We start from the raw sequence: 25,386 nt of genomic DNA, 5'->3' as shown, positions 1-25,386 counted from the left end.
ACAGCAAAATTTAAGGGTAAACACCCAAGCACATACCGATAAAACTTAAGTAAAAATAGCATATAACATTTATCAGTATTTTGAATATGAAAAGTAAAGGTTTAGCCTATATTTTATGGCTTTTATCTGTTTTTAGTATATTCGGCGCTCAACGTTTTTATTGTAAAAGATATATAAGCGGTTTTATCTATCTATTCACTTTTGGTTGTTTTGGAATAGGACAAATTATCGATTTGTTTACCATCCCAAATATGGTGGATGAAGAAAACTTAAAATACCAGGCACTATACGGTTATCAAAATCTAAATAATAACGGCAATCCCCAAGTTACCATAAATGTTGACGGTAGGAAAAGTCATGCATCCAAAACTACTAATAACAGAAAAGTCTCGGATACGATACAAATTTTGCAAACAGCTAAGAATAATGGAGGAATGATAAACCTTTCAGATTGCGTTCTTGCAACTGGTAAAGAAACTGCACAGGTAAAGCAGACTCTCGATCAAATGTGTAAAGATGGTTTGATAGAAATTACTAATCTTCCTGATTCAGGAGCTATAGTTTATAAATTGCTTTAAATTCAACTTGTGTAACTCCGATTAGATATGTTCAAATATCATATATATTTAATTACATTTTGCTCAAGATATTGAGCAATTTCTTTTTTAGCAAAACTTCCGTCAGCGACTTTTAATACTAAAATATAAGTTTCTTCATTATCCGTATTTAAGATATAGCCATTTATCCTCAAAAAAGTATCCATCACCGCAAAAGCAGTCCGTTTATTACCGTCAACAAAAGGATGACTCTTGGCAATATGGTATAGATAAGCAGCAGCTTTTTCGTAAATTGTTGCGTGTAAATACTCTCCGGAAAATGTTGCTTGCGGTTGAGCTAAAGCCGACTCTAATAAACCTTCATCTCTAATAACAGAAGTACCGCCAAAGCTTGCAATTTGATCTAAATGAATTTCTATTGCTTCGGATACTGAAATAAATTTAGGAATCTGCAAGACGACGGTACACCTCTTCTCTTTCTCGTTTTGATGCTAAGTAAGCTTTCCAAACTTCGCTGCAATCTGCTGTATCTTGATATTTGTCTTTAAAAATACGTACAACTTCTAACAACTCGCTTAATTGTGATTCTGGTATTTGTTCTAATTCTTGAATAATCTGTTCTTTCAAATTCATGTTTATAACCGAAATTATACTTTTATTTTACAACCTAATACTTTTCCCTTCATATCTTTTCCTTTTGCAAAATAATTATTAAATATATACTAAAAAACTCTGCGTATCTCAGCGCTTACCTCATTCTTCCTCTGCGTTAGAAAATGTAATTACGATGCCAACAGATTTCGTTTCAGTTGTTGGCAGCTAAACGTAAAATGATAAAAAATTAATTAAAGATATAAGGTAGATGCAGTTCAAACCTAAATAAATCGCTAAGCCATTTGCTTATTTTGATATTTCTTTAAATCACCAGGTGCAAACACACCTTCTTCGGTAATAATGGCTGCAATTAATTCTGCTGGGGTAACATCAAAAGCAGGATTATAAAAATCAACCCCTTCTGGAGTCAGAATAGTTTCACCTACTTGATAAATCTCGGCTGGATTGCGTTCCTCAATCGGAATTTGACTGCCATCAGCTAAGGAGAAATCAACTGTAGATAAAGGTGCTGCAACAAAGAAAGGTACGTTATGAGCTTTAGCTACCAACGCCAAACTGTAAGTACCAATTTTATTTGCAGCATCACCATTAGCAGCAATTCTGTCAGCACCCACAACTACGGCATGAATTAAATTCTGTTTCATGCAGTGTGCAGCCATACTGTCAGTAATTAAAGTTATGGGAATTCCTTCTTGCACGCATTCCCAAGCTGTTAATTTCGCACCTTGCAATCTAGGGCGAGTTTCCCCAGCAAAAAGTGTTTCTAAACGTCCTTCTCGGAAAGCCGAACGCACTATACCCAAAGCGGTACCATAGCCCGCAGTTGCTAAAGCACCCGCATTACAGTGAGTGAGTAAAGTTAATTTTTCTGGTGTTTCTGGTAATGCTTTTAAGCCATTGTCACCAATTCTATGACAAGTTTGTAAATCTTCAGCGTTAATCGTTTGAGCAGTTTCTAAAAGAGTCTTTCTGATTTCTTCGACAGTGCCTATTGATTCATAAGCTGTTCTAAGAATTCGTGAAATTGCCCAAAACAAATTTACTGCTGTAGGGCGAGTCTCGCGCAACATTTGAGCCACTTGTTCCAAACGTGTTAAGAACTCATGGCGATCGCTCGTTTCAATTTCCCGCGCTCCTAAATACATGCCGTATGCAGCAGCAACTCCAATTGCCGGGGCACCGCGAACAATCATTGTTTTAATTGCCTGTGCCATATCTTCACTGCGGTGAATTTCTACATAAGAATACTCTGCGGGTAAACGAGTTTGGTCAATTAAATAAACGAAATCGTTATGCCAAATTACAGGGTATACGGGATTGTTTTGCGACATATTTTGTGATAAATGAATTTAATTACTCGTTGATGGGTAATAGGGAATGGGTAATTGGTAATTGGTAACTGGTAACTGGTAATTGGTAACTGGTAATTGGTAAAAAAATACTTTTCAATTCCCAATGCCCAATCCCCAATCCCCAATCCCCAATGCCCAATCCTCTATCACTTGCAACTAATTGTAATTAAACTACAGCAGATGGTTGATTGCTGAAGAAAGTCTTTAAAATTCTTTGAGCAATTTGAGGACTTGTTAAACCTAATTCGGCTTTGCTTTCATCAGGTGTAGCGTGATCCACTAAAATATCCGGTACGCCGAAACGCTTAATCGGTACCAAAATATCGGCATCGATTAGAGCTTCTGCAACCGCCGAACCAAAACCACCCATTACACAACCTTCTTCTAAGGTTACTACTCGTCCTATTTTCTTTGCTAAGGGGAACATTAGTTCCGTATCCAAAGGTTTGCAGAAACGAGCGTTAATGACAGTGGCTTCAATACCGTGTTCGCTGAGAATTTCCGCTGCTTGCAACGTAGAATTAACCATAGAGCCGTAGCCTATCATTAACACGTCATCACCGTTACGAAGAATTTCACCTTTGCCAATTTCTAAAGGTTCCCAACCTTCTTCCATTAAAGGCACACCATAACCGTTACCGCGAGGGAAACGCATGGCAATGGGACCTTTAGTATAGTTAACTCCGGTTACTGTCATTCGCTGTAATTCGGCTTCATCTTTGGGTGCCATCATCACAATGTTAGGAATGCAGCGCATATAAGCAATATCGTACATTCCCTGGTGAGTGGGGCCATCATTACCAACGATTCCGGCTCTATCTAAACAGAAGAAAACGGGTAAATTTTGGATGCAAACATCGTGAACGATTTGGTCGTAACCGCGTTGCAAAAATGTAGAATAAATATCAGCAACCGGACGCATCCCTTGAGTTGCTAATCCAGCAGCCAAGGTTACAGCATGTTGCTCGGCAATTCCTACATCTATATATTGATCGGGTAGTTTTGCTTGCAGTTTATCCAAACAAGTACCCGTAGCCATTGCAGCAGTAATACCAATTATTTTCGGGTTCTGCTCGGCAAGTTTGACTAAAGTATGAGCAAAAACTTTCGAGTACTTCGGCGGCTTTGGTTTACTCGAAGGGATCGCCTTACCAGTTGTTAAATTAAACGGACTTTGAGCGTGATAGCCGACTTTATCTTTTTCAGCGATATCATACCCTTTACCTTTAGTAGTTGCTACATGAACTAAAACAGGTCCCGGAATTTTATGTGCTTGCTTAAAAGTAGCAATCAAATCTTCTAAATTATGACCGTCAATAGGTCCCATATAGGTAAAACCGAGCTCTTCAAACACCGCACCTACTTTGGGAACTGCTAACCGCTTCATTCCTTCTTTGATGCGTTCGAGTTCGGGTGGTATAGAATCCCCGCCAACAAAAGGAAGCTGCTTAACTTGTTCCTCAAAATTATCTTTGATGAACTGCATCGGTGGAGACAACCGCATTTTATTTAGATAGCGGGGGATGGCACCAACGTTAGGAGATATTGACATTTCGTTGTCATTGAGGACAACTAATAAATTAGTATTGGGCAAATGTCCGGCATGGTTGATAGCTTCCAAAGCCATACCACCAGTTAATGCGCCATCGCCGATAATAGCAGCAACTTTAAAATTTTCACCCTTTCGATCTCGGGCGATCGCCATTCCTAGCCCCGCCGAAATGCTAGTAGAAGCATGTCCCGCACCGAAATGGTCGAATTTATTTTCGCAGCGCTTTAAATATCCCGCTACTCCATCCTTCTGTCGTAAGGTGTGGAAATGATTATAGCGTCCTGTAATCAATTTATGAGGATATGCTTGGTGCCCCACATCCCAAATAACTTTATCTCTATCTAAATCCAGGGTTTGGTAAAGCCCCAATGTTAACTCTACAACACCCAACCCAGGTCCAAGGTGTCCGCCGGTAGCAGCTACCGTTTGTAAATGCTTGTCTCGAATTTGACGGCCAATCTGCTCTAGTTGCCGAATCGATAACCCGTGCAACTGATTTGGATGAGTAATTTCACTCAGGTGCATATTTACTGGGTTTTCCTCTCTACAATTATTTGTATATTGATTGTCCCACGGGAATGGGGAAATTGGGGGAATTTGGAGTGGGGAGATGGGGAGAGGGGGAAGTGGGGGGAGAGGGAGAAGAGAGGGAAGAGGGGGATTGGGAGGATATTTGGTAGGGGTAATTACGAATTATGAATTATATTTTCGGTAAATGAAGGTGTAAGAGTGATTTTGACGAATAAAAGCGTTAATTTGGCTATCACAGCGGGTTTAGAGGGTGTTGTATTAATTTCGTCTTCAAAATCCAAATCAGTTGTTAGTCATGCTTGGGCGTTGAAAAATTCTTGTCTAAATAAGCTTAAGTAATTTTTAGTGAATTACCCAGCAAAATAATTTTGCACCTTTTAAATGAGCAAGAAACCGGGAAATTAACTGAATTTTATAATTTACACATAAAGCATTTTAAAAAATTTATACAAAATCTGTGTTGATTTAAGCAACCTCTTCATCGGTTTTCCAAAATTGTTTCTAATTCACGATAACTTCAGCAATCAAGAAATAAGCCGGTTTTAGTTCATAACTAATTCAAAATTGAGACTATATAATTCAGTATTTATATGGTCGCAAAAAAAAACATCAACTCGCCTATCTTGTACTTAGTCAGCTAAAAATCACTTCTAGATTTAGCTCAACACTAAAGTTAAGTTATTAGGGAATAAAATGATGATTTTCAAAATTTGTTTGGCTTGCGAGCAATTTCTTTTCAAGTACTTTGCCTTTGCTCACACGGAATTAAACCAGCTTAAATATTACTTCTGATAGCTGACTGCTGATATTAAGATTTGCCTTCTAGCTAATTTTATCTCTATCTTTGTGCCGATATTTTTGTAAACAATGACAATAAGTCATGTGTTGTAATTATATGCGGTATGTAAAAACATGGAAATTTTAGAGGAATTTAGGCATGGCTTCCTTTGACTTTAATAGCATCAGAAAAGAAATATGGCAGCCCAACTTAATAGTGCTAGCTATTCCAGAAAAGCAATTAAATACTAAGGATTTTGTAGACATTGGAGTTAGTATTACCAATAATTCACGATTTCCTTTTTACTTTGACCCTGTAGAAGAATTAATTCCACAGATTTTGAAAGAAGATGGGCAAGTGTTAAAACCATTTTTGGTTACGAATGAATTAACTAGCAACGTTACAACAACATCTTTAAATGAAAATAATTTCAGATTAATATTGACCCGTTTTTTCTCAAAATTAGCTAGCCTTTTTCGAGCAAACGATGATTGGTCAGTACCAGGTAGAGATTCTATAGGATTCTCTGTACATACAAGACTCTTTTGGCAAAATAATTTGTTAGCTGTAGGCTATTCTGGCGATTGTTTCAATGTATTTAATTATAGGAGATATTGGTTATGTGAATCGCTCAATCCAGGTAATTATCAGCTTCAGTTTGTTTTATCACGCAAGCAAAAAAATAAAAGATTCTTAAATAGACAAATAAGTTCAGTACCGACATCCATTAAAAACTTTCATTTAGTCCAACCTCTTGAAAGTAACCGCAATGCAATAGAAATAGATGATATTCAATTTGAAACTTTAGTTCCAGAAAAAGTTTTAAGAATCCCGGAAAAGGGAAGTGAAGCAGAAACTTCTGTCAAAATTGGAATCAAGATTACTAATAATACTCAAAAGTCTTATCGCTTTGACTTTTATTCTACTTTAATCCCCCAGATTATAGGAGTAGATGGTCAGTTATTAACTAGATCCGGTTCTAGCGAACAGCTTCAATCACATACAAAATCTGATTATCCTTTAGTGATGCCAGGAGATTACGTCACCTATTTTCCTACAGCAAAACTGTTTTGGTATAGCAATAAATTAGCACTAAAAATCGCGACCGGAGATGGTGGATTTTATGTTTTTTTTGGTTTTCAATTAAGTGAATATCTGATTAGATTTGTATATATCAAAAATAATAGTTTTACTACAAACAATTGTAGAGAGCAAACGAGCAAAATAGCTTTAGAATGGATTGAAAAAACAATTGTTTCTACACCATATATAAAATTTAATCTCTCAAACCTTCACAATAAAGCTGTATCATAATCAGTTTTGAACTTGATGAATATAAAAAAATTATTTTTTTTTAAATCTGAATTTATAAAGGAGATATAAAATGCTATCACGCGAGTCTTCGTTAGTTGGGTTAATAACTACATTACTAATTGGATTCACAAATCAATCAGCTATTGCTGTTAATCTTACACCTAGCCGTGCTGGTTGGGATATTTTTAATGTAGGTTCTGGTGCAAGTACATTTTATAAGCGCCAAGCCAAATATAAATTCTTAGAAATTGAAGGAAAAACCGAACTTTCTCCAATTTATGTTCAAGAATTACCTCTGGGTGGGACATCCGGTTTTTTACAAAAGTTAGAAAGTACTTATGGTTCAAATTTGGGCTGGAGTTATGAAATTGGTGAAAATTTAAACGGTAGTTTTGATATTGAATATTATTATGCTTGTGGTTTATCCACTAAAAATTGCGGTGGTAATCTATATGATCCAATAGCAAGAAAAAATGTAGTGGGAGTAAGTGGTATTGTTGGTGCTGCTTTTCAATTACGTTATATCCCTGGAGCGGGTGATCCAACTCCAGGAGACAACACACTTCATTGGATTCAATGGGTAACATCTTCAGGTTTTCCAAGTTCCGGCGATCCTATAAATATAATCGACACTGGTAAAGATCATATAGAAACGCCATTCTACGACGCTGCTGGTGCAGCAAAAGATGAGTTATTTGTAGACAGACCGTTAAGAATTATTCCTGAAAACGGTACTTGGAATGCTGAACTTTATTTAGTAGAACAAAAAGATCCAGAAAATAACCCTGGAAAAATCACAATTTATAATGGAGTTCAGTGGGGTTGGAAAAATACAGCAAATCGTCGTGATGAAGATCCTCCTGTTTGTCCAACACCTAAAAGTAATAAAGCCGTTAACGTTAATAATGATGATTGCATTTACAGTTTTTCAGACAGCCTGTATTCCGATTCGGAAGAAGATGAATTCCGAATCTCAGGTTTAACTCCGGGTGCCAACTATTATGCTTATGTTGATAACGACATACCTGGAAATGTATGCAATCCTGACACATTATTAGATGCATATCATCTAGATGCATCCAATACTGATTATTATTATTTGGCAAATAGTGATGACAATAATAGTCCTATAGGAGATGGTCTTGCTTCCGGGCTGACGGGTATTGTATCGGTTGATGGTAGTATCAACTTAAATGTTTATGCCACTAGTAGTGATGGTTCTCATATTCGTGGGAGAGATGGAGGAAAGTATGAACTCAATATTAAAGTATTAGATTCTGAAGATGAGTTAGAGTACGAAGTTGGTAGCAGTGGAGGTGGTGGAGTAAGTAGAGAAGTTGCAGGTGTAAATCAAAATAATCCTATCCTTCCTGACGCTAGAGAAGGAAGTTGGCAAGTATTCAACAATGTTCCTGGCTGTCGTTGGTACGATCCTGAAACTACCTATGGTTTTGAATTTCAAGCGCTGGGTAACACGCGATTCACTGAAATTCTGAATTTTCCTGAAGGAGAAGACGATTATTTCACCGTAGAAGTAGGAAATGAAGTAATTGGCGAATATGGAGCGGGAGATACCTTAGACTTTACTTCCTTGTTTGATTCTGGAATCACTAATTTTAGAATTACTGATATTGATTCGCTAATTGGAGATACAGAGGAAACTGCTTTCCCTATTCAGCTTGCATTTAATGACCGTAGGGGTAGTTTCAAGATGCGTCCCATTTCTGCCCCTGGAAGTGAGCCTGAGCGTCGGCGCGTACCAGAGTCAGTTTCTATATTTGGTTTGTTAGCTATTAGCGCAAGAATTTTTTACTCTCTTCGGAAACGTTCCTAAAATTAAAAAAATAAATAGAGGTTTTAGATAGCTTATTTCTTCTTTATACTCCGCTTTCTGAGAGGGGTATAAAGATTTTCAGTGATATCAAGTTACTACTCTATAAATAAAGTTTTGCTAACAAGTGAAACCAAGAATAAACATTAAATTTTTATTATTTATAAATATATTATATTTGATGAATAAAGTTTACATATTACTGTTTTCTCTGAGTATTGTTCTTATTAACCCAATTGGAAAGATACGAGGAGAAATTTGGACTCAACCTAAAGTATTTGTTATCTTACTAATCTGCATACTTAACTTATTAATGCTATGGGAAGAAAAACATAATTCAAAAATCACCCATGATTGGAAAACTAAAAGATTATTATGGGAAATATTTCTCGGAATTGGATTACTTTCAACCTTACAAAGTCCCTTCCCTCTACGTTCTTTATTAGGTCAAGAACAGATGGGTGATGGTTTGCTTTACTGGCTACTAATAGCAGTTTTCACCCTTAGCAACAGTTTACTATTAAGATTAAGGTCTGAACTTTTTCGCTCTCAATTACAAGGTTTAATAATTGGCGGTTTTATTCTTGCTCTTAGTATATTTCCTCAAATAATCAATTGGCGTATTGACTATACAGCGACTTCAGGACAGTTACTTAAAGTCAATATATTAGCTAGTACTATTTTTCAGAATCATCAACCAATAGGATTATATTCTCATCGCGGTCATGCATCGTTTGTACTAGCAGCAGTTACAGCTTTAACATTTGTTGCTTGGCAACAGAAACTTATTAATCAGCGAAAAGCAGTCATAGCATTAACTTTGATTATCCCAGCACTCTTGTTAACTCAAACTCGTGCGGGAATAATGGCTTTTATAGCTGGTTTTATTTATTGGGTTTACCAATCAGGTTTTAATAACCGTCATCGTAATAAAATTATCGTATGTGTTTGCTTAGTATCTTTATTATTTGTGGGTACAGCTTCTAACACTCGTAAGCTTGCATTTAGCAATCAATCCAGCTTTGATAAAACCACTTTATTTATCAAATATATTTCATCCGATAGAGAAATGCTTTGGGAACGTGCTATACGCGGAATTTCTATGCGCCCTTTACTCGGATGGGGTATGAATGGTTTTGGTACAGTTTATCCTCACATTCGTCACGGCAAACCAGTAGATAAAGTTATTCGTTTAGGGGACTTTACTTTTGACTATTTAAATAAAGATGGACAAATAACAACAGCAAAACTACCTACAGTTAAAGCACACAATTTTATTTTTGACATTGCTTTATCTACAGGAATATTCGGTTTAATATCTTACTTAACACTTTTCGCATTTTGTTTTTGGCAAGTTTGTAAATCACCTTACCGTGGCATTGAAGCAGTATTAGTAATTTACCTTGCATTCGCCTTCACTTGGTTTGAATGCGCCCAATTTACTCATATCGCTTGGTGGGTGCTTAGTTTAGAAAAGACTAATAGTAAATATTTTAACTAACACGTTATTACTAACTAACTTTACGCGGTTTTTTCATATTCAGGATTTGTCGCAATTGTCGCAATTCCCCATTGGTACCGTACACTGATTGCTTTATTATTACCTTCAGTTGGCAGTCAGTGTACAAGCAACGGTACGGCAATAAAGCGGGAAGAGCATCTACACCGCTTTTTGCCTCAATAACGCCCGAAGTTAATCTACACCCTACCCTTCGGGAACATCTTCGATGAACGGGTTCAGTAGTTGCTCATGGAGAGAAGTTGGGGGGAAGATATTCTTCCCCCAAACTTCGGGGGGACACCCCCAAGACCGCACTACTTCACCGCGTTTTGCCTCCCCTACGAGTAAAATATGCTGGTTGCGTAAGTCCTAATATTAACACCTGTATATCGGTCAAATACTGAGGATGAACTAAAAGCGCATACTCAAATAATTTGATGTAATGACAATTGAAACAATTATCTCACAATCAATTTAAAACCCCTGCGGATTCACCGAACCTCCCGGAACTACTGGTGTATTAGGTTGTGGCTGCTGTCTTTCCAAATACTGACTTAATACATAAGCCATATCGCCGCGAGTCATGGGTTTGAGAGGAGAAATCTGGGGCACAGATTTATCAACAAAACCTTCAGCGACAACCGTTGCAACTGCTCTTTTAGCCCAACCCGGAATTGATTCTTTATCCGAATATCTAGAAAGAATTTCGTTTACTGTATCGTCGGAAAACTGAAATACACCATAAGCCTGAGCAAATATCGCTAAACCTTCTGCTCTAGTGACTCTTTGATTGGGGAAGAATAAGTTTCCTCGATAACCTTTCATAATTCCCGTTTTCAAAACCGTTTGAATATCTTGATAAGCCCAATGAGAAGAAGGAACATCTGCCACCTCCACATCTTCTTTGGGAAGATTTCGCTTATCAAGTCCAAAGGTTTTCACCATAATTGCGGCTAATTCAGCCCGACTCATTAATCTGTCAGCATAAAAATTGCCATCCGAGAAGTTAGTCATTAATTTAGCTGTAACTACTCTTTTGATAGCCTGAGATGATTGTGCTGAATTTTGCTGCTGTTGCTCTTCAACTTTTACATTATTAAAATCAGGTAGTGGCAAATTTTGCTTCTGCTCTTCTTCCATCTTTACCAAATATGGCTGTTTATCAGTGTTTTGTGGTTGAGCATAAGCAGCAAGAGAAAATCCCGGTATTAAAAAGATTAATGAAAGCTGGTTGATAAATTTACCCATGATTTATAGTTGTAATCAAAATTCTACCAATTCTAACTGACAACAAGAGTAACTTAGTAGTTTCTCTATTTAAGTAAATTTGCTCAAAATAAATATCAGAATAGCTGATGGAAGCTATCGTTAGGAGTCATTTCACCCCTAATATGTACTAATAGGAAGGCATTTTATTATAGGAGTTTCGGGAATGACCGCAACAGCAGACCCCGTAAAGTTAATGAAGCAAGAAGTTGGTAAAGCCGCTGCAAACTTAGTGAAATCCGGTTCTATCGTCGGATTGGGAACCGGTTCCACCACCGCTTTCACCATTCAATTTCTTGGCGATCGCCTCAAATCTGGTGAGTTAAAAGATATCGTTGGTATTCCCACATCTTTTCAGTCAGAAGTTTTAGCAAAGCAGTATGGGGTACCTTTGACAACTTTAGACGCAATAGACCATATTGATATAGCTATTGACGGTGCTGATGAAGTAGATCCCTCCAAAAACTTAATTAAAGGTGGTGGTGCGGCACATACTCGCGAAAAAGTTGTAGACTACCTAGCAAATCAATTTATCGTAGTTGTAGATAGCGGTAAATTAGTGAAAAGCTTGGGTGAAACTTTCGCGGTTCCCGTCGAAATTATCCCAATGGCAATTACCCCCGCAATGCAAGCAATTACCAAACTTGGCGGTAAGCCAGAAATCCGCATGGGTGTTAAAAAAGCAGGTCCTGTGATTACCGACCAAGGTAACATGGTAGTTGATGTTAGATTTGATAATATTAGCGATCCAGATAACTTAGAAAAAACGTTGAATAATATTCCTGGTGTGTTAGAAAACGGTATCTTCGTTAACTGTGTAGATAAAGTTTTAATTGGCGAAGTTAAGGATAATCAGCCGCTTGTTAGAGAAATGTAGAATTAGTAGTTAGTAGTTAGTAGTTAGTAGTTAGTAGCTAGTTGATAATTATTGATTTACTGATTAATAACTGATAACCGAAAATCATAGAAAGCAGGTTGTGTTACGGCTTGCTAGTATGTAGTTTTTATTAGTAAATGAAAAATGCCGTAACGCACTAACCTCTTTCTTTGTATTAAATTCAACTAAGAATCGCTTTATTTTTAAGTAGATAAGTTGGGAGCATCCCAATGAAGGTAAATTTACCAAAATATTAATTGTCATTGCGAATGTAGCGAAGCGGAGTGAAGCAATGAAAAAATATGTTTTCAAATATTTGGGATGCTCCCGATAAGTTTTGTATCTAACAAAAAACAATATTCTTAATTAAAGGTTTTCTGCAACACTCCTCAGATTGCGATAAATCACTAAACTAAAGTTAAAAGACGGTTATTACGTATCAATTTGCATAAATAAAACTTCCGCATTACATATAGTAAATGCGGTTTAGTTTTGGCAAATATATTGTTAAGCAATAGAAAAAAATTACCATTCCCTACAAAGGTATTAAGACATGAGTGAAAATTCATCTACCGCAAAAGAATCTGAAGTCCAAAAAGAGAATTCCTTAGAAGGTTTTGTAGACGATATTATTGCTTTACAAGATAATTTTTCATCTCTAAAGCAAGAAGTCACACCGCTTAAAGAAGAAGTTGCAAATACTTCCACTCAGATGGAATCTTTAAAGCAAGAATTCACACCGCTTAAAGAAGAAGTTGCAAATACTTCCACTCAGCTTGTATCTCTAAAACAGGAAGTAGCACCTCTCAAAGAAGAAGTTGCAAACAATATCAGTCAATTTGAATTTTTGAAGCAATCAGTAGCACCCTTCAAGGAAGAGATTGCAACAAATGCGAGTCAGCTTGAATCTTCAACTCAAGAAATAAAATCTCTGAAAGAGAATATTACTAACAACTCTCATCAGATTGAATCTATTCACAAACAGGTAACACCGCTCAAAGAAGAAATTACCAATAACACCATTCAAATTGAATCTTTCAAACAGGAAGTTGCATCTTTAAAACAAGAATTAGAATCTCAAGCAAAGTCATCAAGTGCTGTTAACAGGAAAAACATCATAATAACACTTGCTTGCTTCTTTGGTATTGTATTAACTGCATTATTCTTTTTGTTACGAGCTTAAAATACTTGCCATAAAAATTATTTTGGCATTAAGTAAGTTTGTCGAAAAATAATCAATATAGGACTTACGCAACTGGCATATTTATCTTGTAGGGTGCTGTGACACTTCGACTATTTATGAACGTAGTAATAATGTTTTTAGTGTCACGCACCAACGGGACACTGTAAAAATTGCGTAAGTTCTGCAATAGATAAATTAGTCAAGCTCCTAAATCCCGAAACTAATTATAAACCCGGTTGTTTACCAAACCGGGTTTACTATAATTTATAGTTTTTTCCTATTTAAAGCTGTAGTATAGCGGTTTTCAGTTGAGTGCAATACACTTTCAACCTCCTGATTAAGGAGAGGGAACGAGGGTGAGGTTGAGTTTGTATTCTATCCAAAAGAAAATCGCTATATACTCTGAGTAATATTAAAATTCTTTTCGCGAAAAAACAAAAGTAGCTATAGTTAAAAGCATCGAAATGTAAATTAAACTGTAGCTAGCATTGATAAATAGCGTTGTATGTTCCGGTAAAGCTGACAAACCATATACGGCTTCGTTTTTTAAGTCTAAACGCGATAAATCCGGTAGAAGTAAATATAAAACTTGAGTAATTCTTTCTAATCCGGGATTTTCGCTAATACGAGCAAGTTTAAGTAAATCTTGAGTTATATTGCCGATTAAATATAGTGCGAATGTCAAAGCTGTAGCTAAAATTGAACCTGTAAATACGCTACATGCAATCGCTATAGCGCTAACCAAAGATAGCTGTAATATTAGAAAAATCGCATTTATTACAATGCTGCCAAATGAATAACTAATATTATTTATCTGCAAAAATATTATATATATGGCACTCATTGCGATTACTAACAGTGCCAAAACAATTGAGAAACCTAAATATTTGCCGACAATAAATTCATTCCGACTTACGGGTTTGGAAATCAACATCAAAATGGTGCGTTTTTCAACTTCCTTATTGATTAATCCCGTACTTACAAATACAGCAATAATTAGACTCAGCACGCTCATAACTGCTAAACCTAAATCTAAAAACATTTTGTCTTCAGTCGCTGCTGCTAGTTGCGGTAGTAATCTGGCGGCAATGGCTAATATAACTGCATAGAAGCCGATGATAAACAAAATGCGATCGCGCACTACTTCTCGGAAAGAATTATTGGCGATCGCAAATACTCTGTTGAGATTCATAGGGATCGGTAATTGGTAATTTTCACTTCTCAGTTATGATTTATCAATTGCCAATTGTCAATTTACAATCAATCTAATTTTGAGGAGGTTGCCCTGCGATATAAGATATTTTCGGTAAACATTCCAATTCCGCAACAGTGATTCTTTCAATTTGAGAACCAACAGTATCAACAGATTCAGCAATAGGTTCAATTTGACATGACCTTTTGAGATAATATCCCTTTTTTGTCGCGCTTGGGCCAGTCCAAACGCTAAATAAATTTAATTTATAGCCAGAATTATAATCTTTTGGGTCAATATTCTCTACACTTGCTTGAGTTTTCCAGAATTCCTTTTCTTCAAATTGAGCTAAATGAATTTGTATAACTTTTTCGCCTAAGTCACTGACTCTTTGATTTGCCTTCTTTAACCATAATTCTACATTAGACCAAGATTTTCCATCTAACGCCGTTTCTATAGCTGGTTGAAGCTTATCAAGAATTAATACTCCGTTTTGAGGAATTTTATTTTCAGGTTCTAATACCGTTAATAAATCATTACGTTGAGAATTGTCTCTATAAACTGGATATTTAGCGCTGGGATAATTATTTAACCAACTATCCGTAACCCCGTATAGATTTAACCAGCAACTTAACAACATACAGCAGCCAATCAGAACTATAACACTTTCGCGGTCTTCCAATTTTGGTAGCTGAGTTTTAACATCGGTACCGCTTCCTTCAAAGAATTCAGGCACAGCAGTAATTAAAGCAGATATAGTAGGCCAAAATATAATCGTCCTAGCTACAATTTCTTCATTTTGCTGCTGAAATGCAAAAATGCTGACTATACCTCCTGTTATTACTGCTCCAACGGGCATAATCGTACCGGGAATATATAGAGGTTTATCTGTGGTATACCAAGAAGTCCCAGCGATTAAAAACATCCAACCAAAAAAAGCAATGATGTCTTGAATACCACCATTAGCTAAATATGACATTAACCAAGAAAATACACTTAAATAAATTAATGTCTGCCAAGAAAAAGCTTTCGGTGGTATAAAAAACTTTTTAACTCTTTCAATAACATCTTTGAGAAACTCAAACAGAAAAGCTAAACCTAGCAAGTCTGCTGTCTCCTTCAATACGCCCATATTTACTCCTCAAAATTACTTTTATTCAATAGCTAAATACGAAGATTGTGAATTATCAATTATTGCTAAACACTTTGCGTTCTTGCGAATAAGCGAAATAATACAACCAATGTAATTGCGCTGTAGCTAAGTGAATTAGCAATTAATGTAGTAGTAAACAAGCTTGTACTTTGCCAGCCTTTTCTATGGCTTCGGCGAGATTTTCGCTGTAATAAAATAGTATCCTCGGGTTCTGGCTCCGGCTTTTTGTCACCTGGATTGCTTAAAGATATAATAAATAGCCTCAGCAATAAAAACTTAACCATCAATGTGCCAAAAAAGGTCGTAAAAGCAGCAAGCACAATACCGCCATAAACTTCACCATCCAGGCGATTGTATAGCAAAAAATTAATCAACTGTGATTTGTAGCTGTCAAAAAAACTATTTGGCTCCAAAATAAAGAAAATCACCCAACCAATAACGTTGGAAAAGACATTCATTGAAATAGCGTAAAAAGAACTAGTTCTTTTATCAAATTTCAATCTTTTATTGAGAATAAATGCTTCCACCGGAATCGCTACCAACAAAAATAAAAAGTCGAATAAAATTACACCGGAAGGAAAAACTCGGAAAGGTGTGGAAAAATCGAAGTCCTCAAACATATGCTTAATACCAAACTCGATATAAATTTAAGTACTGCCTTTGTAATATAAACCCCTCAGCAGAAAATAATCTTAAATATAATTAACATCTTTTACCATTTTTTATACATGAAATAGCATAAAGGCAAACAATTATTACATGCAAGGCTGATTATATGCTTTTAGCGCTAAAGACTACTTAAAAGACGATATCGATAAAAAAGCCGATTTTTTAGCTTAAAAGCTAAATATAGAGTTTTAATGCCTAAAAAATCCGAACTAAAATAGCAGTTTCATAATTAATTATTATTTACCAATAAATAAAAAACAATACTTATTCCTGATGGTACCTGGATTTAGGTATGATAAAACACTGTCTTGAAAAGTTGTTCAAAGGGAAAACTCCCTCCGGTTTGGGCTATGCTCAAACCGCTGAGTGGAATAATCATGTTGCTGGCTACAACGCCGCTACAGTGCCCAAGAGCAAAATTAACGAAAGCCACATTACAGCTATTTGGGTTCAGATGACAAGGAACGGCATCGGTATTCGCACGGCACAACTGCGCCCTACCAGACTGAAAGGTCAAATTCACGTTTATGACGGCGCTGGTAAAGGAAAGTCTCAAGCAGCTTTAGGAGTAGTTTTACGTTCTATTGGTAATGGTATCAATAACTCAAATAATTACAATCGCGTTTTGCTGCTACGCTTTCTAAAAGGACCAGAAAGAGATTATGACGAAGATGGTGCGATCGCAGCTTTGCAAAGAGGTTTTCCTCATTTAATCGATCAAGTACGTACTGGCAGGGCAGAGTTCTTTGACAAACATGAAATTACGGTTTTCGATACTCAAGAAGCTCTAAGGGGTTGGGATGTTGCCAAAGGAGCTATAGCTTCTGGATTATATTCAGTTGTTGTATTGGATGAAATTAACCCCGTATTAGATTTGGGTTTGCTCAAGGTTGATGAAGTCATCAAAACCTTAAAGTCTAAGCCTCAAGATTTAGAAGTCATCGCCACCGGGAGAGGTGCCCCCCAAGAGCTATTAGATATAGCAGATTTACATTCAGAAATGAAGCCCCAACACCACTCGGCAGCCGAACTACAGGGTTTAGAAGGTATTGAAATTTATACAGGTTCGGGTAAGGGAAAATCAACCAGCGCTTTGGGTAAAGCTTTAAAAGCCATAGGCAGGGGGATAAATCACCCCGGTTCGACTCGGGTATTAATTATGCAGTGGCTTAAAGGCGGTAGTGGGTATACTGAAGATGAAGCAATTGCCGCATTACAGCAATCTTATCCCGAAGTCGTAGACCATCAACGCTGCGGTGGAGATGCTATAGTATGGCGTAATTCTCGGCAAGAATTGGATTATATCGAAGCCGAAAGAGGTTGGGAAATCGCCAAAACGGCTATAGCTTCCGGATTGTATAAAACAATTATTCTTGACGAACTCAATCCCACAGTAGATTTAGAATTACTGCCAGTAGAGCCAATAGTAGAAGCCTTGCTTCGCAAACCTCGCCATACCGAAGTAATTATTACTGGGCGTTGTCAAAACCAACCAGAATATTTTGAATTAGCCAGCGTTCATTCAGAAGTTTACTGTCATAAACATTATGCCAACCACGGAGTAGAACTCAAACGTGGGGTTGATTTTTAGACTGGCGTTGCTGATTAAAAGCATGAAAGTCTTTATTGCTAAGACATTCAAACCCTAAAATATAAATACGGTACAGTTATCTGTTCTGTACCGTATTATATTTACCTATAAAATTTTTCATCGCAGTCGTTTAAAATAACTTTGAATTTGTAGTTTTCTACACTTAACTGAAAATGCGAATAAAAAAGTCATTTTCCATCATTACCATTGCTTTGCCTGTAGCCGCTGTATTAGTAACCATTAGCCCTCTCGGACGTTTACTACTTAAACCGGTAGAGTGTCAATTAAAACGGTGGCAATTACCAGCGTCTGTCAATACTTCAAAACCAGATGTATCTACAAAAAAGCCAAGAGCATTGGTATTAGTTGCCACAAGTAAACCACCTTTTCCCTGCTGTGAAGGAGATACTTCTTGTTTAGACAAACAAATATGGGGAGAAAATGGTCAACAATCGGATAGAAAAATTCTTTTCAATTCTATAGACAATAGTTTGCGATATCTACAAACCGATTCAGCAAAAAAAAGATACGACAAATATCAAGTACCTGGAATCAGTAGAGAAAGAATAATCAATAGTTTACAAAGGTTTCGTCAATTGCTGCTCGAAACTAAATCCGCAGCAGAATTAAATAAAGCCGTTGCCGAAGAGTTTGTTTTTTATCAATCGGTAGGCAATGACAACAAAGGAAAAGTTTTGTTTACTGCTTATTTCGAGCCACTTTATATTGCTAGTCGGCAGCAAACAGCAGAATACCGCTATCCCATCTATGCTTTACCACCCGATTTAAAAGATTGGCAAAGACCACATCCCACCCGCTTAGATTTAGAAGGTGCTGACGGTTTGCAGGGTTCTCAGGGAAAATTAAAGGGTTTAGAGCTATTTTGGTTTAAATCCCGACTCGAACCATACATGATGCAAATTCAGGGTTCTGCTAAACTTCGGCTCCTCGATGGAACTCAAACAACTGTCGGTTTTGCTGGAAATGTCGCTCATAATTACCGAAGCATTGGAAAAGCGCTAATTGATGACGGTGAATTACCATCGAGCGGTGTTACCATGCCCACAATCTTAGAATACTTTGAAAAAGACCCCAAAAAATTAGACGTTTATATTCCTAGGGACCCTAGTTTTGTCTTTTTCCAGGAAAATAAAGGTGCCCCAGCCCAAGGTTCTATTCAAGTCGGATTAAGTGCCGAACGTTCAATTGCTACAGATAAAGCCTTGATGCCTCCCGGAGCATTAGCCTTGATACGCGGTCACTTTCCTTTTGCCACAGACAATGGTGAAATGAAACACCGTACTGTCAGCCGTTATGTTTTAGACCAAGATGCCGGTGGCGCAATCAAAGGCGCGGGTAGAGTCGATTACTTCTTAGGTACCGGAAAAATTGCTGGCGATCGCGCTGGAGTAACAGTAACCAACGGACAGCTTTATTACCTTCTACTAAAAAATAAGTCATCATAAATTCTTTATTTATAAAATAAATCATCTACTTGTAGATAGATATTGCTTAAATATTGAAAAAAACAATGATTTGCTTGTTACGTAAATCGACTTAATTGGATGTCAGCAAACAATTATGTTTTCAGGGCAAAGTCTTTGTTTATTTGGAAATTTGACAAATAAATAATCTTGAAATTTCTTAATATTGTTCGTCCAAAAAATATGGAACTAGTTGATTTATTTGTCGTCACAGAGAAAAGTTTTATTTGGTACGTTCACAATATGCTATTTTTGTCAACAGCTTAGTTTTAATACTTATTTCAGAGACATGAGTAGGTTTTTTGCTAAATAATTTGTCGGAATCAGAAAAACAAGATAATCACTTTGTATATACAACTATTCATTCTGTAATAATGAGATATCAAATCAAAACTCTCATTAACAGCAAGATATAACGCTTACTCTGGGAGATAAAAAGTGATTCGGATTTTAGTTGATGCCGATTTAGTGTTAGAAGCTTTAATGAATCGTAATAACGTCACAGATGTTCGAGAATTACTAGATAAAGTTAATCCTTGGATTCAGATGTATATAACAGATGTAGGGTGGCAAAAAATATATACTTATCTGAGTCATTTACAGAATAAAAAAGTTGCTGAAATGGTAATTCGTTGGTTAGAAGAAAAAATGCAAATTTGCTCCGTCAACCAAAATATTTTGCAGCAAGCACGTTATTCACCTATTAAAGACTTTGAGTCGGCTGTTGAAACTATCTGTGCCAGCTATCAAAAATTAGATGCAATTGTGACTCATAAACATGATGATTTTGCCGAAGCAGCCGATAAATTTTGGGTTTGGTCTATGACAGAATTATGCATTCGAGCTAATTTAGAAAATCAACTTCAGACTGCTAAATTTATTTAGTTTGTTGTTGTCTACGATAGTAATAATTCTCAAAATTTGGAGAAGATTGTTTTAAGCATTCTAAATGAATAGAAGCCTCTTCAATTTGCTTTTACAATAATGCTAAATTACCCTCCATAATTTTATTTTCAGTTTCTATAATTTCCGTTTATTTACGCAAACGAGATATTCTTAATTTATGGTCTTCCGTTCGTCCCGGTTGAAAAATAATACCAAAATAAACCGTGACATTAGAAGCATCTAAAGTATTTACCCCAGCCGAAAGGTTAAGCCCAAAGTCGTTTTCTATATTGATATAAGCATTAGGAGCGTTGTGAAGCTGGTACAGGATTTACGCAGTTGAAATTGTCATTACGACGGTTAATACGTGTAGGGAAGCTAGAAAGCTATCGCACCGTAATGTCTAAAAGGTAATTGAATACACCTTTGCCGTTAGTTTCATTAGTAATACTGCTATTCGGAGCGTTAAATTCAACTTTTATTGAAGAGGGTGCAGGAGCATAATTTGCAGATATTTCGACTTTATGCTCTCCTAAACTCAAATAAGGAGATAAATCAATTTCAGTCTTATTACTGCTTAGATTCTGAACCACTGTTTCATTGACAATTATTTTCCCACTTAATTGAGTCGCTGAAGTTTCAACTTTAAGGATGTGTGGTTGTGATAGATTTGCCGCACTTAAAATAACTTGTCCACGGTGATAGCCGGAAGAATTACTAATAATCGTGGTAAAACTATTGGAATTACTATTCATATTCCTAATGCGATTATAGTTAGCATTATTCACAAAATTACTTGCAAAAGCTGCGGGAAGCATAATCAATGTAGCCGCACTACATATCATCAAAATAATTATCTTCATCGTTATTCCTGAATAATCAATTATCAATGAGAAATTACTACTTACTGTTTCCTATTCCCCATTTCCTATTTTAATTAAAATATTAGCCTGAAGTTATAAACTCCAGGCTAAATAAAACTTAATTAAGCATTTTTAGCAGAAAGAAATTTTTATCTTCTAAAAGAAGGAGGTTTGGGTGTATTAGGCTTTTTCACATGTACCGGGACATCAACTTTAATCCCAATATTATTAGTATTAACACCAGTACGACGATTTGGATCTCCATCAACCCGTTGCCTGTTGTTACGTTTTTGTTCGCACTTAGAGGACTTGCAAACTTGAGTAGATCTAGTAACGGCGGTGGTACCAACAGTGCCTTTGCAATTTTCACCAAACTCTTGGCTAACATTATTTCTTTGTCTTCCTCTAGGTGAATCGTCAATTGCTACTTGAACATTCACATCAATAGCATTACATCCTGCTAATGCTTTATTACTCGAAAAAGGAACGAAAAAAGAAGATACAGAAGTTAGTGAAAATAAGCTTATAGTAAGTAATTTTAGTTTCATAGTTGCATCCTTGAAGATTATTGACAGGTTGTTGTTCTGGTGCGAGCATAAGAGCGATTTTTACCAGAACGACTTTGACGAATGCTACGGTAAGTTCTACAGTTATCTCTTTTCCTATTCGTTTGCTGGTGGAAGCTGCGTGAAGGAACTCGAATTGCGGAGCCACGCTTCAGACGACGGCGATAAAATCTTCTTCCACGAAGATGTCTAATTTTGATATCACCGTTACGATTGATTGTTACCTGAGAATTACCGTTTTGAACTTTAATATTTCCAGCACGAGCCATTCCACTCGGTAATGCTATTAGTACGGATAATGCAAAGATTGAAATCGTTTGTTTAACGGGCATGGTTAATACCTCTTGTATGAGAAAATTTCCTTTGCTTCCCCTGCTAATAGCCTCACCCGATATTTTCCTCAGACACTAATAACAGTAGCGAGAACCTAGAATAAGTTGACGCTGGATATTTCTTTGTGTGGCATTTTGCCTAACAACACCACCATTAACAGCAACAGCATTTTGGTCAATCCGTTGAGTTGAATTCTGTGACTGCGAATCTTTGCCACATCTACGATTGCGAGGACCTATTCTTTCTTGACGCTGAACGCTTATTTGTCTGCCATTTTGAATAACTCTACTACCCGAACCAATTGCGGTAGCCTCCTGATTTAACTCTTGAACAACTCCTTGTCCTGCAAATGCTGCGCTTGGTGCAACGATAAAAGCAGCAGCTAATAAACCGAAGCTAAAAACGTTCTTTATCATTGTTGTAGACCTTATTAGTGTTGCGTGTTGTGTATTGTGTGCTGTACTTAGAAAGATTTTGCAGTATTTTTGTACGGGCATTCCTGCCCGTACCGCAAGACTATTAACGATAGCAACCAGTGGTACTTACAACCACTTGGTTTTGTTCGCTAACGCTAGAACTAGCTTGAGCATTGTCAGAATAATCTATAGCACCACCATTTTGAGTAGATGCTTGAGTCGAAATTTGTGACTGTGTACTGTATTTACCCGGACAGTAACCCAACCGCTTATAAGCTCGACGTTGGCGTAATTTTACTTGATTTTGGATATTCAAGGTTTCTGAACTTTGAGCATTTACACCATTGCCGATCGCAGTGCCCGATTGAGTATTAATTTGCACATTATTTTGCCTTTGAGAATCAGCAAACGCTACACCCGGAGCAATCATTAAACCAGCTGCTAATAAGCCAAAAGCCAAAGATCTATTCAACATATTCAAAACCTCAAATTTACGTATGATTTAGAACTAGTAAAGCTGGCGATACCAGTTCTAATTAATTGGCACCGCCCTCGAAAGTTCAATCGAAGATATTAACGACAAGCGCGACTATTAGAAGCAACTTGCTTTTGGTCGCTAACGCTGCTGTTAGATTGAGCATTATCGGAATAATCTACAGCTACACCGCTTTGATGGCTACCTTGAGAAGAATTTTGTGCCTGTGCGTTGTGCTTGCTGCCGCAGTAGCCAGGACGACCGTAGCGACCGTAACGACCATGACCACCGCGTTTTACACGTTCGCGAGTCTTTTGAATTTGCTCTTGTACGTTAAGAGTTTCAGAGCTTTGAGCATTTACACTACCATGTTCTGCGATGCCTTCTTGAACTGTATGCTGACTACTATTTTGAGTTTGAACATCAGCAAAAGCAGCACCAGGTGCAATCATCAAGCCAGCAGCCAATAAACCGAAACCAAATGACTTCTTAAACATTTTATTTGCCTCGTTGAAATTGTGTTGTGTGTGTTGTTGAATTCAAATGGCATTGCAAAGATAAATCAATGCCATTTTCTGCAATCGGCTATCAGTTGTTAATTCAGATTCTGAATTAACAATAGTTTTGAGTTAGTCAGATAGCTCATAACTTTTATCGACAAGCGCGACTATTAGAAGCAACTTGCTTTTGGTCGCTAACGCTGCTGTTAGATTGAGCATTATCGGAATAATCTACAGCTACACCGCTTTGATGGCTACCCTGAGAAGAATTTTGTGCCTGTGTGTTGTGCTTGCTACCGCAATAGCTAGGACGACCGTAGCGACCGTAACGACCATAACGCCCATGACCACCGCGTTTTACACGTTCGCGAGTCTTTTGAATTTGCTCTTGTACGTTAAGAGTTTCAGAGCTTTGAGCATTTACGCTGCCATCAATTGCGGTTCCATGTTGAACTGTATGCTGACTACTATTCTGAGTTTGAACATCAGCGAAAGCAGCACCAGGTGCAACCATCAAGCCAGCAGCCAATAAACCGAAACCAAATGACTTCTTAAACATTGTATTTACCTCGTTGAAATTGTGTTGTGTGTGTTGTTGTGTTGTTGAATTCAAATGGCATTGCAAAGATAAATCAATACCACTTTTCTTATCATTCTCAGTTCTTAAGTCAGATAAACAATTACACTAATAACTGCTAAATGCTTACTTTTAACTAATAACTATTACCGGCAAGCACGGCTAGTTGCAGCAGACTGTTTCTGGTCGCTAACACTGCTGTTTGATTGACCATTCACAGAATTATCAAAAGCTTCTCCACTCTGAAGGGTTCCTTGAGAAGAATTTTGAGATTGTCCGCTGAAGTTATTGCCGCAATAGCTAGGACGACCGTAACGACCATAACGACCATAACGACCATGACCACCGCGTTTTACACGTTCGCGAGTCTTCTGAATTTGCTCTTGTACATTGAGAGTTTCAGAGCTTTGAGCGTTAGTACTTCCATGTTCTGCTATGCCCTCTTGAACTGTATTTTGACTGCTATTCTGATTTTGAACATCAGCAAAAGCAGCACCAGGTGCAACCATTAAACCAGCAGCTAACAAACCAAAAGCAAAAGACTTCTTCAACATTTGATAAACCTCGTGTAATTGTATTGTGTGTTGTGTTGTCTGTTGTGTGTTTTTACCCAGAGAATGTACATTCTTTAAAGTTTCTTCGGGTGTTTATTAAGAACCCTTGTTGATTTTTTAAAGATTGTATTTTTCTCTTGTCGGATATACGGGGCTACAGAATTCAATTTGCTTATTCCGGATTTATCCGAATTTTTTTTTGGAACTAAATATTTGTACTTTTAATTAGTGACTAGTTAACAGTTAATAGCTACTAGTTAACTTCGATCAGAAATCCTGAGATTTACCCCGAACGGTTAATATCTTAAATTGAATCTCTATACCTAAACAATTTAACCAAAGAACTTAAGGGTGTCAAGTCTTTGGTTAAAAAAGTTAGGCGGCTCTATTTTTTTGATGCTAGGATGTACGGCTATAGACGCGCATGAGTGCCGTATTGTGAAAGCAAAACCAAAACCAAGAATAGCTTTTCTTCGTGAAAAGGCAGGTCTAACCCAGCTAGAACTGTCTCGTCTTGTAGGTGTTACGGAAAGTACGATTCAAAATTGGGAAAGTGGTAGAACGGGTACAGACCACATTCAAAGAATAATTAAATTTTGTAAAGCTCTTAACTGTAAAGTGGAAGACTTGATTGAATGCGAAAGCGATATTCCCCAAGAAGCATCAGCAAAGCCTGCTTCCTTGCAAGAAATTCATAATTTATTAGGCACTGACGAAGACAAAACAGAGGAAGTAGAGGCAGCCGAAGAAGTAATTGTTAACGAGTAATTA

At 37.0% G+C, this 25,386-nt stretch carries 26 protein-coding genes; 10 read left to right on the top strand and 16 right to left on the bottom strand.

Annotated features, from left to right (window positions below; genetic code table 11):
• The first annotated feature begins 86 nt into the window (after window positions 1-86).
• Window positions 87-578 carry a TM2 domain-containing protein gene (locus RIV7116_RS33070; protein ID WP_015122712.1) on the top strand — a complete coding sequence of 164 codons (492 nt, stop codon included), beginning with the start codon at window positions 87-89 and terminating at the stop codon, window positions 576-578.
• A 38-nt stretch (window positions 579-616) separates the two neighbouring features.
• On the opposite strand, the gene RIV7116_RS33065 is transcribed toward RIV7116_RS33070, so the two are convergent.
• The 4 genes from RIV7116_RS33065 to dxs all read right to left on the bottom strand — a co-directional run bounded on the left by RIV7116_RS33065 (window position 617) and on the right by dxs (window position 4,601).
• Entirely contained in the window at window positions 617-1,012 is a 396-nt protein-coding gene (locus RIV7116_RS33065) for a type II toxin-antitoxin system death-on-curing family toxin (RefSeq protein WP_015122711.1), read from the bottom strand.
• A complete protein-coding gene (locus tag RIV7116_RS33060) occupies window positions 999-1,190 on the bottom strand; it encodes a hypothetical protein (RefSeq protein WP_015122710.1) in 192 nt (63 codons plus the stop codon). The genes RIV7116_RS33065 and RIV7116_RS33060 overlap by 14 nt, the downstream gene beginning before the upstream one ends.
• Before the next feature lie 254 nt (window positions 1,191-1,444).
• The gene (gene mtnA, locus RIV7116_RS33055; protein WP_015122709.1) at window positions 1,445-2,503 is read right to left on the bottom strand and encodes an S-methyl-5-thioribose-1-phosphate isomerase; all 1,059 of its coding nucleotides are present in this window, start codon (window positions 2,501-2,503) and stop codon (window positions 1,445-1,447) included.
• 187 nt (window positions 2,504-2,690) lie between these two features.
• The gene (dxs, locus tag RIV7116_RS33050; protein ID WP_015122708.1) at window positions 2,691-4,601 is read right to left on the bottom strand and encodes a 1-deoxy-D-xylulose-5-phosphate synthase; all 1,911 of its coding nucleotides are present in this window, start codon (window positions 4,599-4,601) and stop codon (window positions 2,691-2,693) included.
• A 943-nt stretch (window positions 4,602-5,544) separates the two neighbouring features.
• Here dxs and RIV7116_RS34415 point away from each other — a divergent pair.
• The 3 genes from RIV7116_RS34415 (at window position 5,545) to RIV7116_RS33035 (ending at window position 10,031) form a co-directional block, all read left to right on the top strand.
• Window positions 5,545-6,699, top strand: coding sequence for a hypothetical protein (locus RIV7116_RS34415; protein ID WP_015122707.1), 1,155 nt, complete (start codon window positions 5,545-5,547; stop codon window positions 6,697-6,699).
• 70 nt (window positions 6,700-6,769) lie between these two features.
• Window positions 6,770-8,533, top strand: coding sequence for a hypothetical protein (locus RIV7116_RS36725; protein WP_015122706.1), 1,764 nt, complete (start codon window positions 6,770-6,772; stop codon window positions 8,531-8,533).
• Window positions 8,534-8,711: 178 nt separating this feature from the next.
• The gene (locus RIV7116_RS33035; RefSeq protein WP_015122705.1) at window positions 8,712-10,031 is read left to right on the top strand and encodes an O-antigen ligase; all 1,320 of its coding nucleotides are present in this window, start codon (window positions 8,712-8,714) and stop codon (window positions 10,029-10,031) included.
• Between the two features lie 474 nt (window positions 10,032-10,505).
• Here RIV7116_RS33035 and RIV7116_RS33030 read toward each other — a convergent pair whose 3' ends face one another.
• Window positions 10,506-11,279, bottom strand: coding sequence for an S-layer homology domain-containing protein (locus tag RIV7116_RS33030; RefSeq protein WP_015122704.1), 774 nt, complete (start codon window positions 11,277-11,279; stop codon window positions 10,506-10,508).
• Window positions 11,280-11,463: 184 nt separating this feature from the next.
• On the opposite strand from RIV7116_RS33030, the gene rpiA reads away from it, so the two are divergent.
• Window positions 11,464-12,174, top strand: a complete 711-nt coding sequence (rpiA, locus tag RIV7116_RS33025) for a ribose-5-phosphate isomerase RpiA (RefSeq protein ID WP_015122703.1) — start codon at window positions 11,464-11,466, stop codon at window positions 12,172-12,174.
• Window positions 12,175-12,727: 553 nt separating this feature from the next.
• Complete coding sequence (locus RIV7116_RS33020; RefSeq protein ID WP_015122702.1) at window positions 12,728-13,357, top strand: hypothetical protein; 630 nt, start codon at window positions 12,728-12,730, stop codon at window positions 13,355-13,357.
• A gap of 412 nt (window positions 13,358-13,769) precedes the next feature.
• On the opposite strand, the gene RIV7116_RS33015 is transcribed toward RIV7116_RS33020, so the two are convergent.
• The 3 genes from RIV7116_RS33015 to fraC all read right to left on the bottom strand — a co-directional run bounded on the left by RIV7116_RS33015 (window position 13,770) and on the right by fraC (window position 16,322).
• Entirely contained in the window at window positions 13,770-14,549 is a 780-nt protein-coding gene (locus RIV7116_RS33015) for an ABC transporter permease (protein WP_015122701.1), read from the bottom strand.
• 73 nt (window positions 14,550-14,622) lie between these two features.
• The gene (gene fraD / locus RIV7116_RS33010; protein WP_015122700.1) at window positions 14,623-15,681 is read right to left on the bottom strand and encodes a septal junction protein FraD; all 1,059 of its coding nucleotides are present in this window, start codon (window positions 15,679-15,681) and stop codon (window positions 14,623-14,625) included.
• 65 nt (window positions 15,682-15,746) lie between these two features.
• Window positions 15,747-16,322: a filament integrity protein FraC gene (gene fraC / locus RIV7116_RS33005; RefSeq protein WP_015122699.1), complete on the bottom strand. Its 576-nt coding sequence runs from the start codon at window positions 16,320-16,322 to the stop codon at window positions 15,747-15,749.
• 503 nt (window positions 16,323-16,825) lie between these two features.
• Here fraC and RIV7116_RS33000 point away from each other — a divergent pair.
• The 3 genes from RIV7116_RS33000 to RIV7116_RS32990 all read left to right on the top strand — a co-directional run bounded on the left by RIV7116_RS33000 (window position 16,826) and on the right by RIV7116_RS32990 (window position 20,331).
• Window positions 16,826-17,962, top strand: a complete 1,137-nt coding sequence (locus tag RIV7116_RS33000; RefSeq protein WP_044292622.1) for a cob(I)yrinic acid a,c-diamide adenosyltransferase — start codon at window positions 16,826-16,828, stop codon at window positions 17,960-17,962.
• 173 nt (window positions 17,963-18,135) lie between these two features.
• Entirely contained in the window at window positions 18,136-19,428 is a 1,293-nt protein-coding gene (locus RIV7116_RS32995) for a murein transglycosylase A (RefSeq protein WP_015122697.1), read from the top strand.
• A gap of 456 nt (window positions 19,429-19,884) precedes the next feature.
• Complete coding sequence (locus RIV7116_RS32990) at window positions 19,885-20,331, top strand: PIN domain-containing protein (RefSeq protein WP_015122696.1); 447 nt, start codon at window positions 19,885-19,887, stop codon at window positions 20,329-20,331.
• Window positions 20,332-20,717: 386 nt separating this feature from the next.
• Here RIV7116_RS32990 and RIV7116_RS32985 read toward each other — a convergent pair whose 3' ends face one another.
• The 8 genes from RIV7116_RS32985 to RIV7116_RS35425 form a co-directional block, all read right to left on the bottom strand.
• The gene (locus tag RIV7116_RS32985) at window positions 20,718-21,194 is read right to left on the bottom strand and encodes a hypothetical protein (RefSeq protein WP_015122695.1); all 477 of its coding nucleotides are present in this window, start codon (window positions 21,192-21,194) and stop codon (window positions 20,718-20,720) included.
• A 149-nt stretch (window positions 21,195-21,343) separates the two neighbouring features.
• A complete protein-coding gene (locus RIV7116_RS32980) occupies window positions 21,344-21,742 on the bottom strand; it encodes a hypothetical protein (RefSeq protein WP_015122694.1) in 399 nt (132 codons plus the stop codon).
• Between the two features lie 17 nt (window positions 21,743-21,759).
• Complete coding sequence (locus RIV7116_RS32975; RefSeq protein ID WP_015122693.1) at window positions 21,760-22,092, bottom strand: hypothetical protein; 333 nt, start codon at window positions 22,090-22,092, stop codon at window positions 21,760-21,762.
• Between the two features lie 75 nt (window positions 22,093-22,167).
• Window positions 22,168-22,509, bottom strand: a complete 342-nt coding sequence (locus RIV7116_RS32970; protein WP_015122692.1) for a hypothetical protein — start codon at window positions 22,507-22,509, stop codon at window positions 22,168-22,170.
• A 103-nt stretch (window positions 22,510-22,612) separates the two neighbouring features.
• On the bottom strand, window positions 22,613-22,984 hold the full coding sequence (locus RIV7116_RS34405) for a hypothetical protein (protein WP_015122691.1): 372 nt from the start codon (window positions 22,982-22,984) through the stop codon (window positions 22,613-22,615).
• Between the two features lie 98 nt (window positions 22,985-23,082).
• Complete coding sequence (locus RIV7116_RS35435; RefSeq protein ID WP_015122690.1) at window positions 23,083-23,481, bottom strand: hypothetical protein; 399 nt, start codon at window positions 23,479-23,481, stop codon at window positions 23,083-23,085.
• Between the two features lie 154 nt (window positions 23,482-23,635).
• Window positions 23,636-24,043 carry a hypothetical protein gene (locus RIV7116_RS35430; protein ID WP_015122689.1) on the bottom strand — a complete coding sequence of 136 codons (408 nt, stop codon included), beginning with the start codon at window positions 24,041-24,043 and terminating at the stop codon, window positions 23,636-23,638.
• A gap of 164 nt (window positions 24,044-24,207) precedes the next feature.
• Window positions 24,208-24,615 (bottom strand): hypothetical protein, encoded by a 408-nt coding sequence (locus tag RIV7116_RS35425; RefSeq protein WP_015122688.1) that lies wholly within the window; start codon window positions 24,613-24,615, stop codon window positions 24,208-24,210.
• A gap of 438 nt (window positions 24,616-25,053) precedes the next feature.
• Here RIV7116_RS35425 and RIV7116_RS32945 point away from each other — a divergent pair, with 438 nt between their 5' ends.
• Window positions 25,054-25,383 (top strand): helix-turn-helix transcriptional regulator, encoded by a 330-nt coding sequence (locus RIV7116_RS32945; RefSeq protein ID WP_044291321.1) that lies wholly within the window; start codon window positions 25,054-25,056, stop codon window positions 25,381-25,383.
• Window positions 25,384-25,386: the final 3 nt, after the last annotated feature.

The sequence above is a fragment of the Rivularia sp. PCC 7116 genome (assembly GCF_000316665.1).
Lineage (GTDB): Bacteria > Cyanobacteriota > Cyanobacteriia > Cyanobacteriales > Nostocaceae > Rivularia.
Note: the sequence above shows the minus strand (reverse complement) of the source record. Positions and strands in the feature narration are given on the sequence as shown.

What these genes read in the sequence shown, in the direction of transcription:
- RIV7116_RS34415 (WP_015122707.1), top strand. Translation starts at nt 5,545, where the DNA reads ATGGCTTCCTTTGACTTTAATAGCATCAGAAAAGAAATATGGCAGCCC.
- RIV7116_RS33015 (WP_015122701.1), bottom strand. Translation starts at nt 14,549, where the DNA reads ATGAATCTCAACAGAGTATTTGCGATCGCCAATAATTCTTTCCGAGAA.
- dxs (WP_015122708.1), bottom strand. Translation starts at nt 4,601, where the DNA reads ATGCACCTGAGTGAAATTACTCATCCAAATCAGTTGCACGGGTTATCG.
- RIV7116_RS33070 (WP_015122712.1), top strand. Translation starts at nt 87, where the DNA reads ATGAAAAGTAAAGGTTTAGCCTATATTTTATGGCTTTTATCTGTTTTT.
- RIV7116_RS32970 (WP_015122692.1), bottom strand. Translation starts at nt 22,509, where the DNA reads ATGATAAAGAACGTTTTTAGCTTCGGTTTATTAGCTGCTGCTTTTATC.
- RIV7116_RS35435 (WP_015122690.1), bottom strand. Translation starts at nt 23,481, where the DNA reads ATGTTTAAGAAGTCATTTGGTTTCGGTTTATTGGCTGCTGGCTTGATG.
- fraD (WP_015122700.1), bottom strand. Translation starts at nt 15,681, where the DNA reads ATGGGCGTATTGAAGGAGACAGCAGACTTGCTAGGTTTAGCTTTTCTG.
- mtnA (WP_015122709.1), bottom strand. Translation starts at nt 2,503, where the DNA reads ATGTCGCAAAACAATCCCGTATACCCTGTAATTTGGCATAACGATTTC.
- RIV7116_RS34405 (WP_015122691.1), bottom strand. Translation starts at nt 22,984, where the DNA reads ATGTTGAATAGATCTTTGGCTTTTGGCTTATTAGCAGCTGGTTTAATG.
- RIV7116_RS33035 (WP_015122705.1), top strand. Translation starts at nt 8,712, where the DNA reads ATGAATAAAGTTTACATATTACTGTTTTCTCTGAGTATTGTTCTTATT.
- rpiA (WP_015122703.1), top strand. Translation starts at nt 11,464, where the DNA reads ATGACCGCAACAGCAGACCCCGTAAAGTTAATGAAGCAAGAAGTTGGT.
- RIV7116_RS33000 (WP_044292622.1), top strand. Translation starts at nt 16,826, where the DNA reads ATGACAAGGAACGGCATCGGTATTCGCACGGCACAACTGCGCCCTACC.
- RIV7116_RS36725 (WP_015122706.1), top strand. Translation starts at nt 6,770, where the DNA reads ATGCTATCACGCGAGTCTTCGTTAGTTGGGTTAATAACTACATTACTA.
- RIV7116_RS33030 (WP_015122704.1), bottom strand. Translation starts at nt 11,279, where the DNA reads ATGGGTAAATTTATCAACCAGCTTTCATTAATCTTTTTAATACCGGGA.
- RIV7116_RS32995 (WP_015122697.1), top strand. Translation starts at nt 18,136, where the DNA reads ATGCGAATAAAAAAGTCATTTTCCATCATTACCATTGCTTTGCCTGTA.
- fraC (WP_015122699.1), bottom strand. Translation starts at nt 16,322, where the DNA reads ATGTTTGAGGACTTCGATTTTTCCACACCTTTCCGAGTTTTTCCTTCC.
- RIV7116_RS35430 (WP_015122689.1), bottom strand. Translation starts at nt 24,043, where the DNA reads ATGTTTAAGAAGTCATTTGGTTTCGGTTTATTGGCTGCTGGCTTGATG.
- RIV7116_RS35425 (WP_015122688.1), bottom strand. Translation starts at nt 24,615, where the DNA reads ATGTTGAAGAAGTCTTTTGCTTTTGGTTTGTTAGCTGCTGGTTTAATG.
- RIV7116_RS32975 (WP_015122693.1), bottom strand. Translation starts at nt 22,092, where the DNA reads ATGCCCGTTAAACAAACGATTTCAATCTTTGCATTATCCGTACTAATA.
- RIV7116_RS32980 (WP_015122694.1), bottom strand. Translation starts at nt 21,742, where the DNA reads ATGAAACTAAAATTACTTACTATAAGCTTATTTTCACTAACTTCTGTA.
- RIV7116_RS33060 (WP_015122710.1), bottom strand. Translation starts at nt 1,190, where the DNA reads ATGAATTTGAAAGAACAGATTATTCAAGAATTAGAACAAATACCAGAA.
- RIV7116_RS33020 (WP_015122702.1), top strand. Translation starts at nt 12,728, where the DNA reads ATGAGTGAAAATTCATCTACCGCAAAAGAATCTGAAGTCCAAAAAGAG.
- RIV7116_RS32985 (WP_015122695.1), bottom strand. Translation starts at nt 21,194, where the DNA reads ATGAAGATAATTATTTTGATGATATGTAGTGCGGCTACATTGATTATG.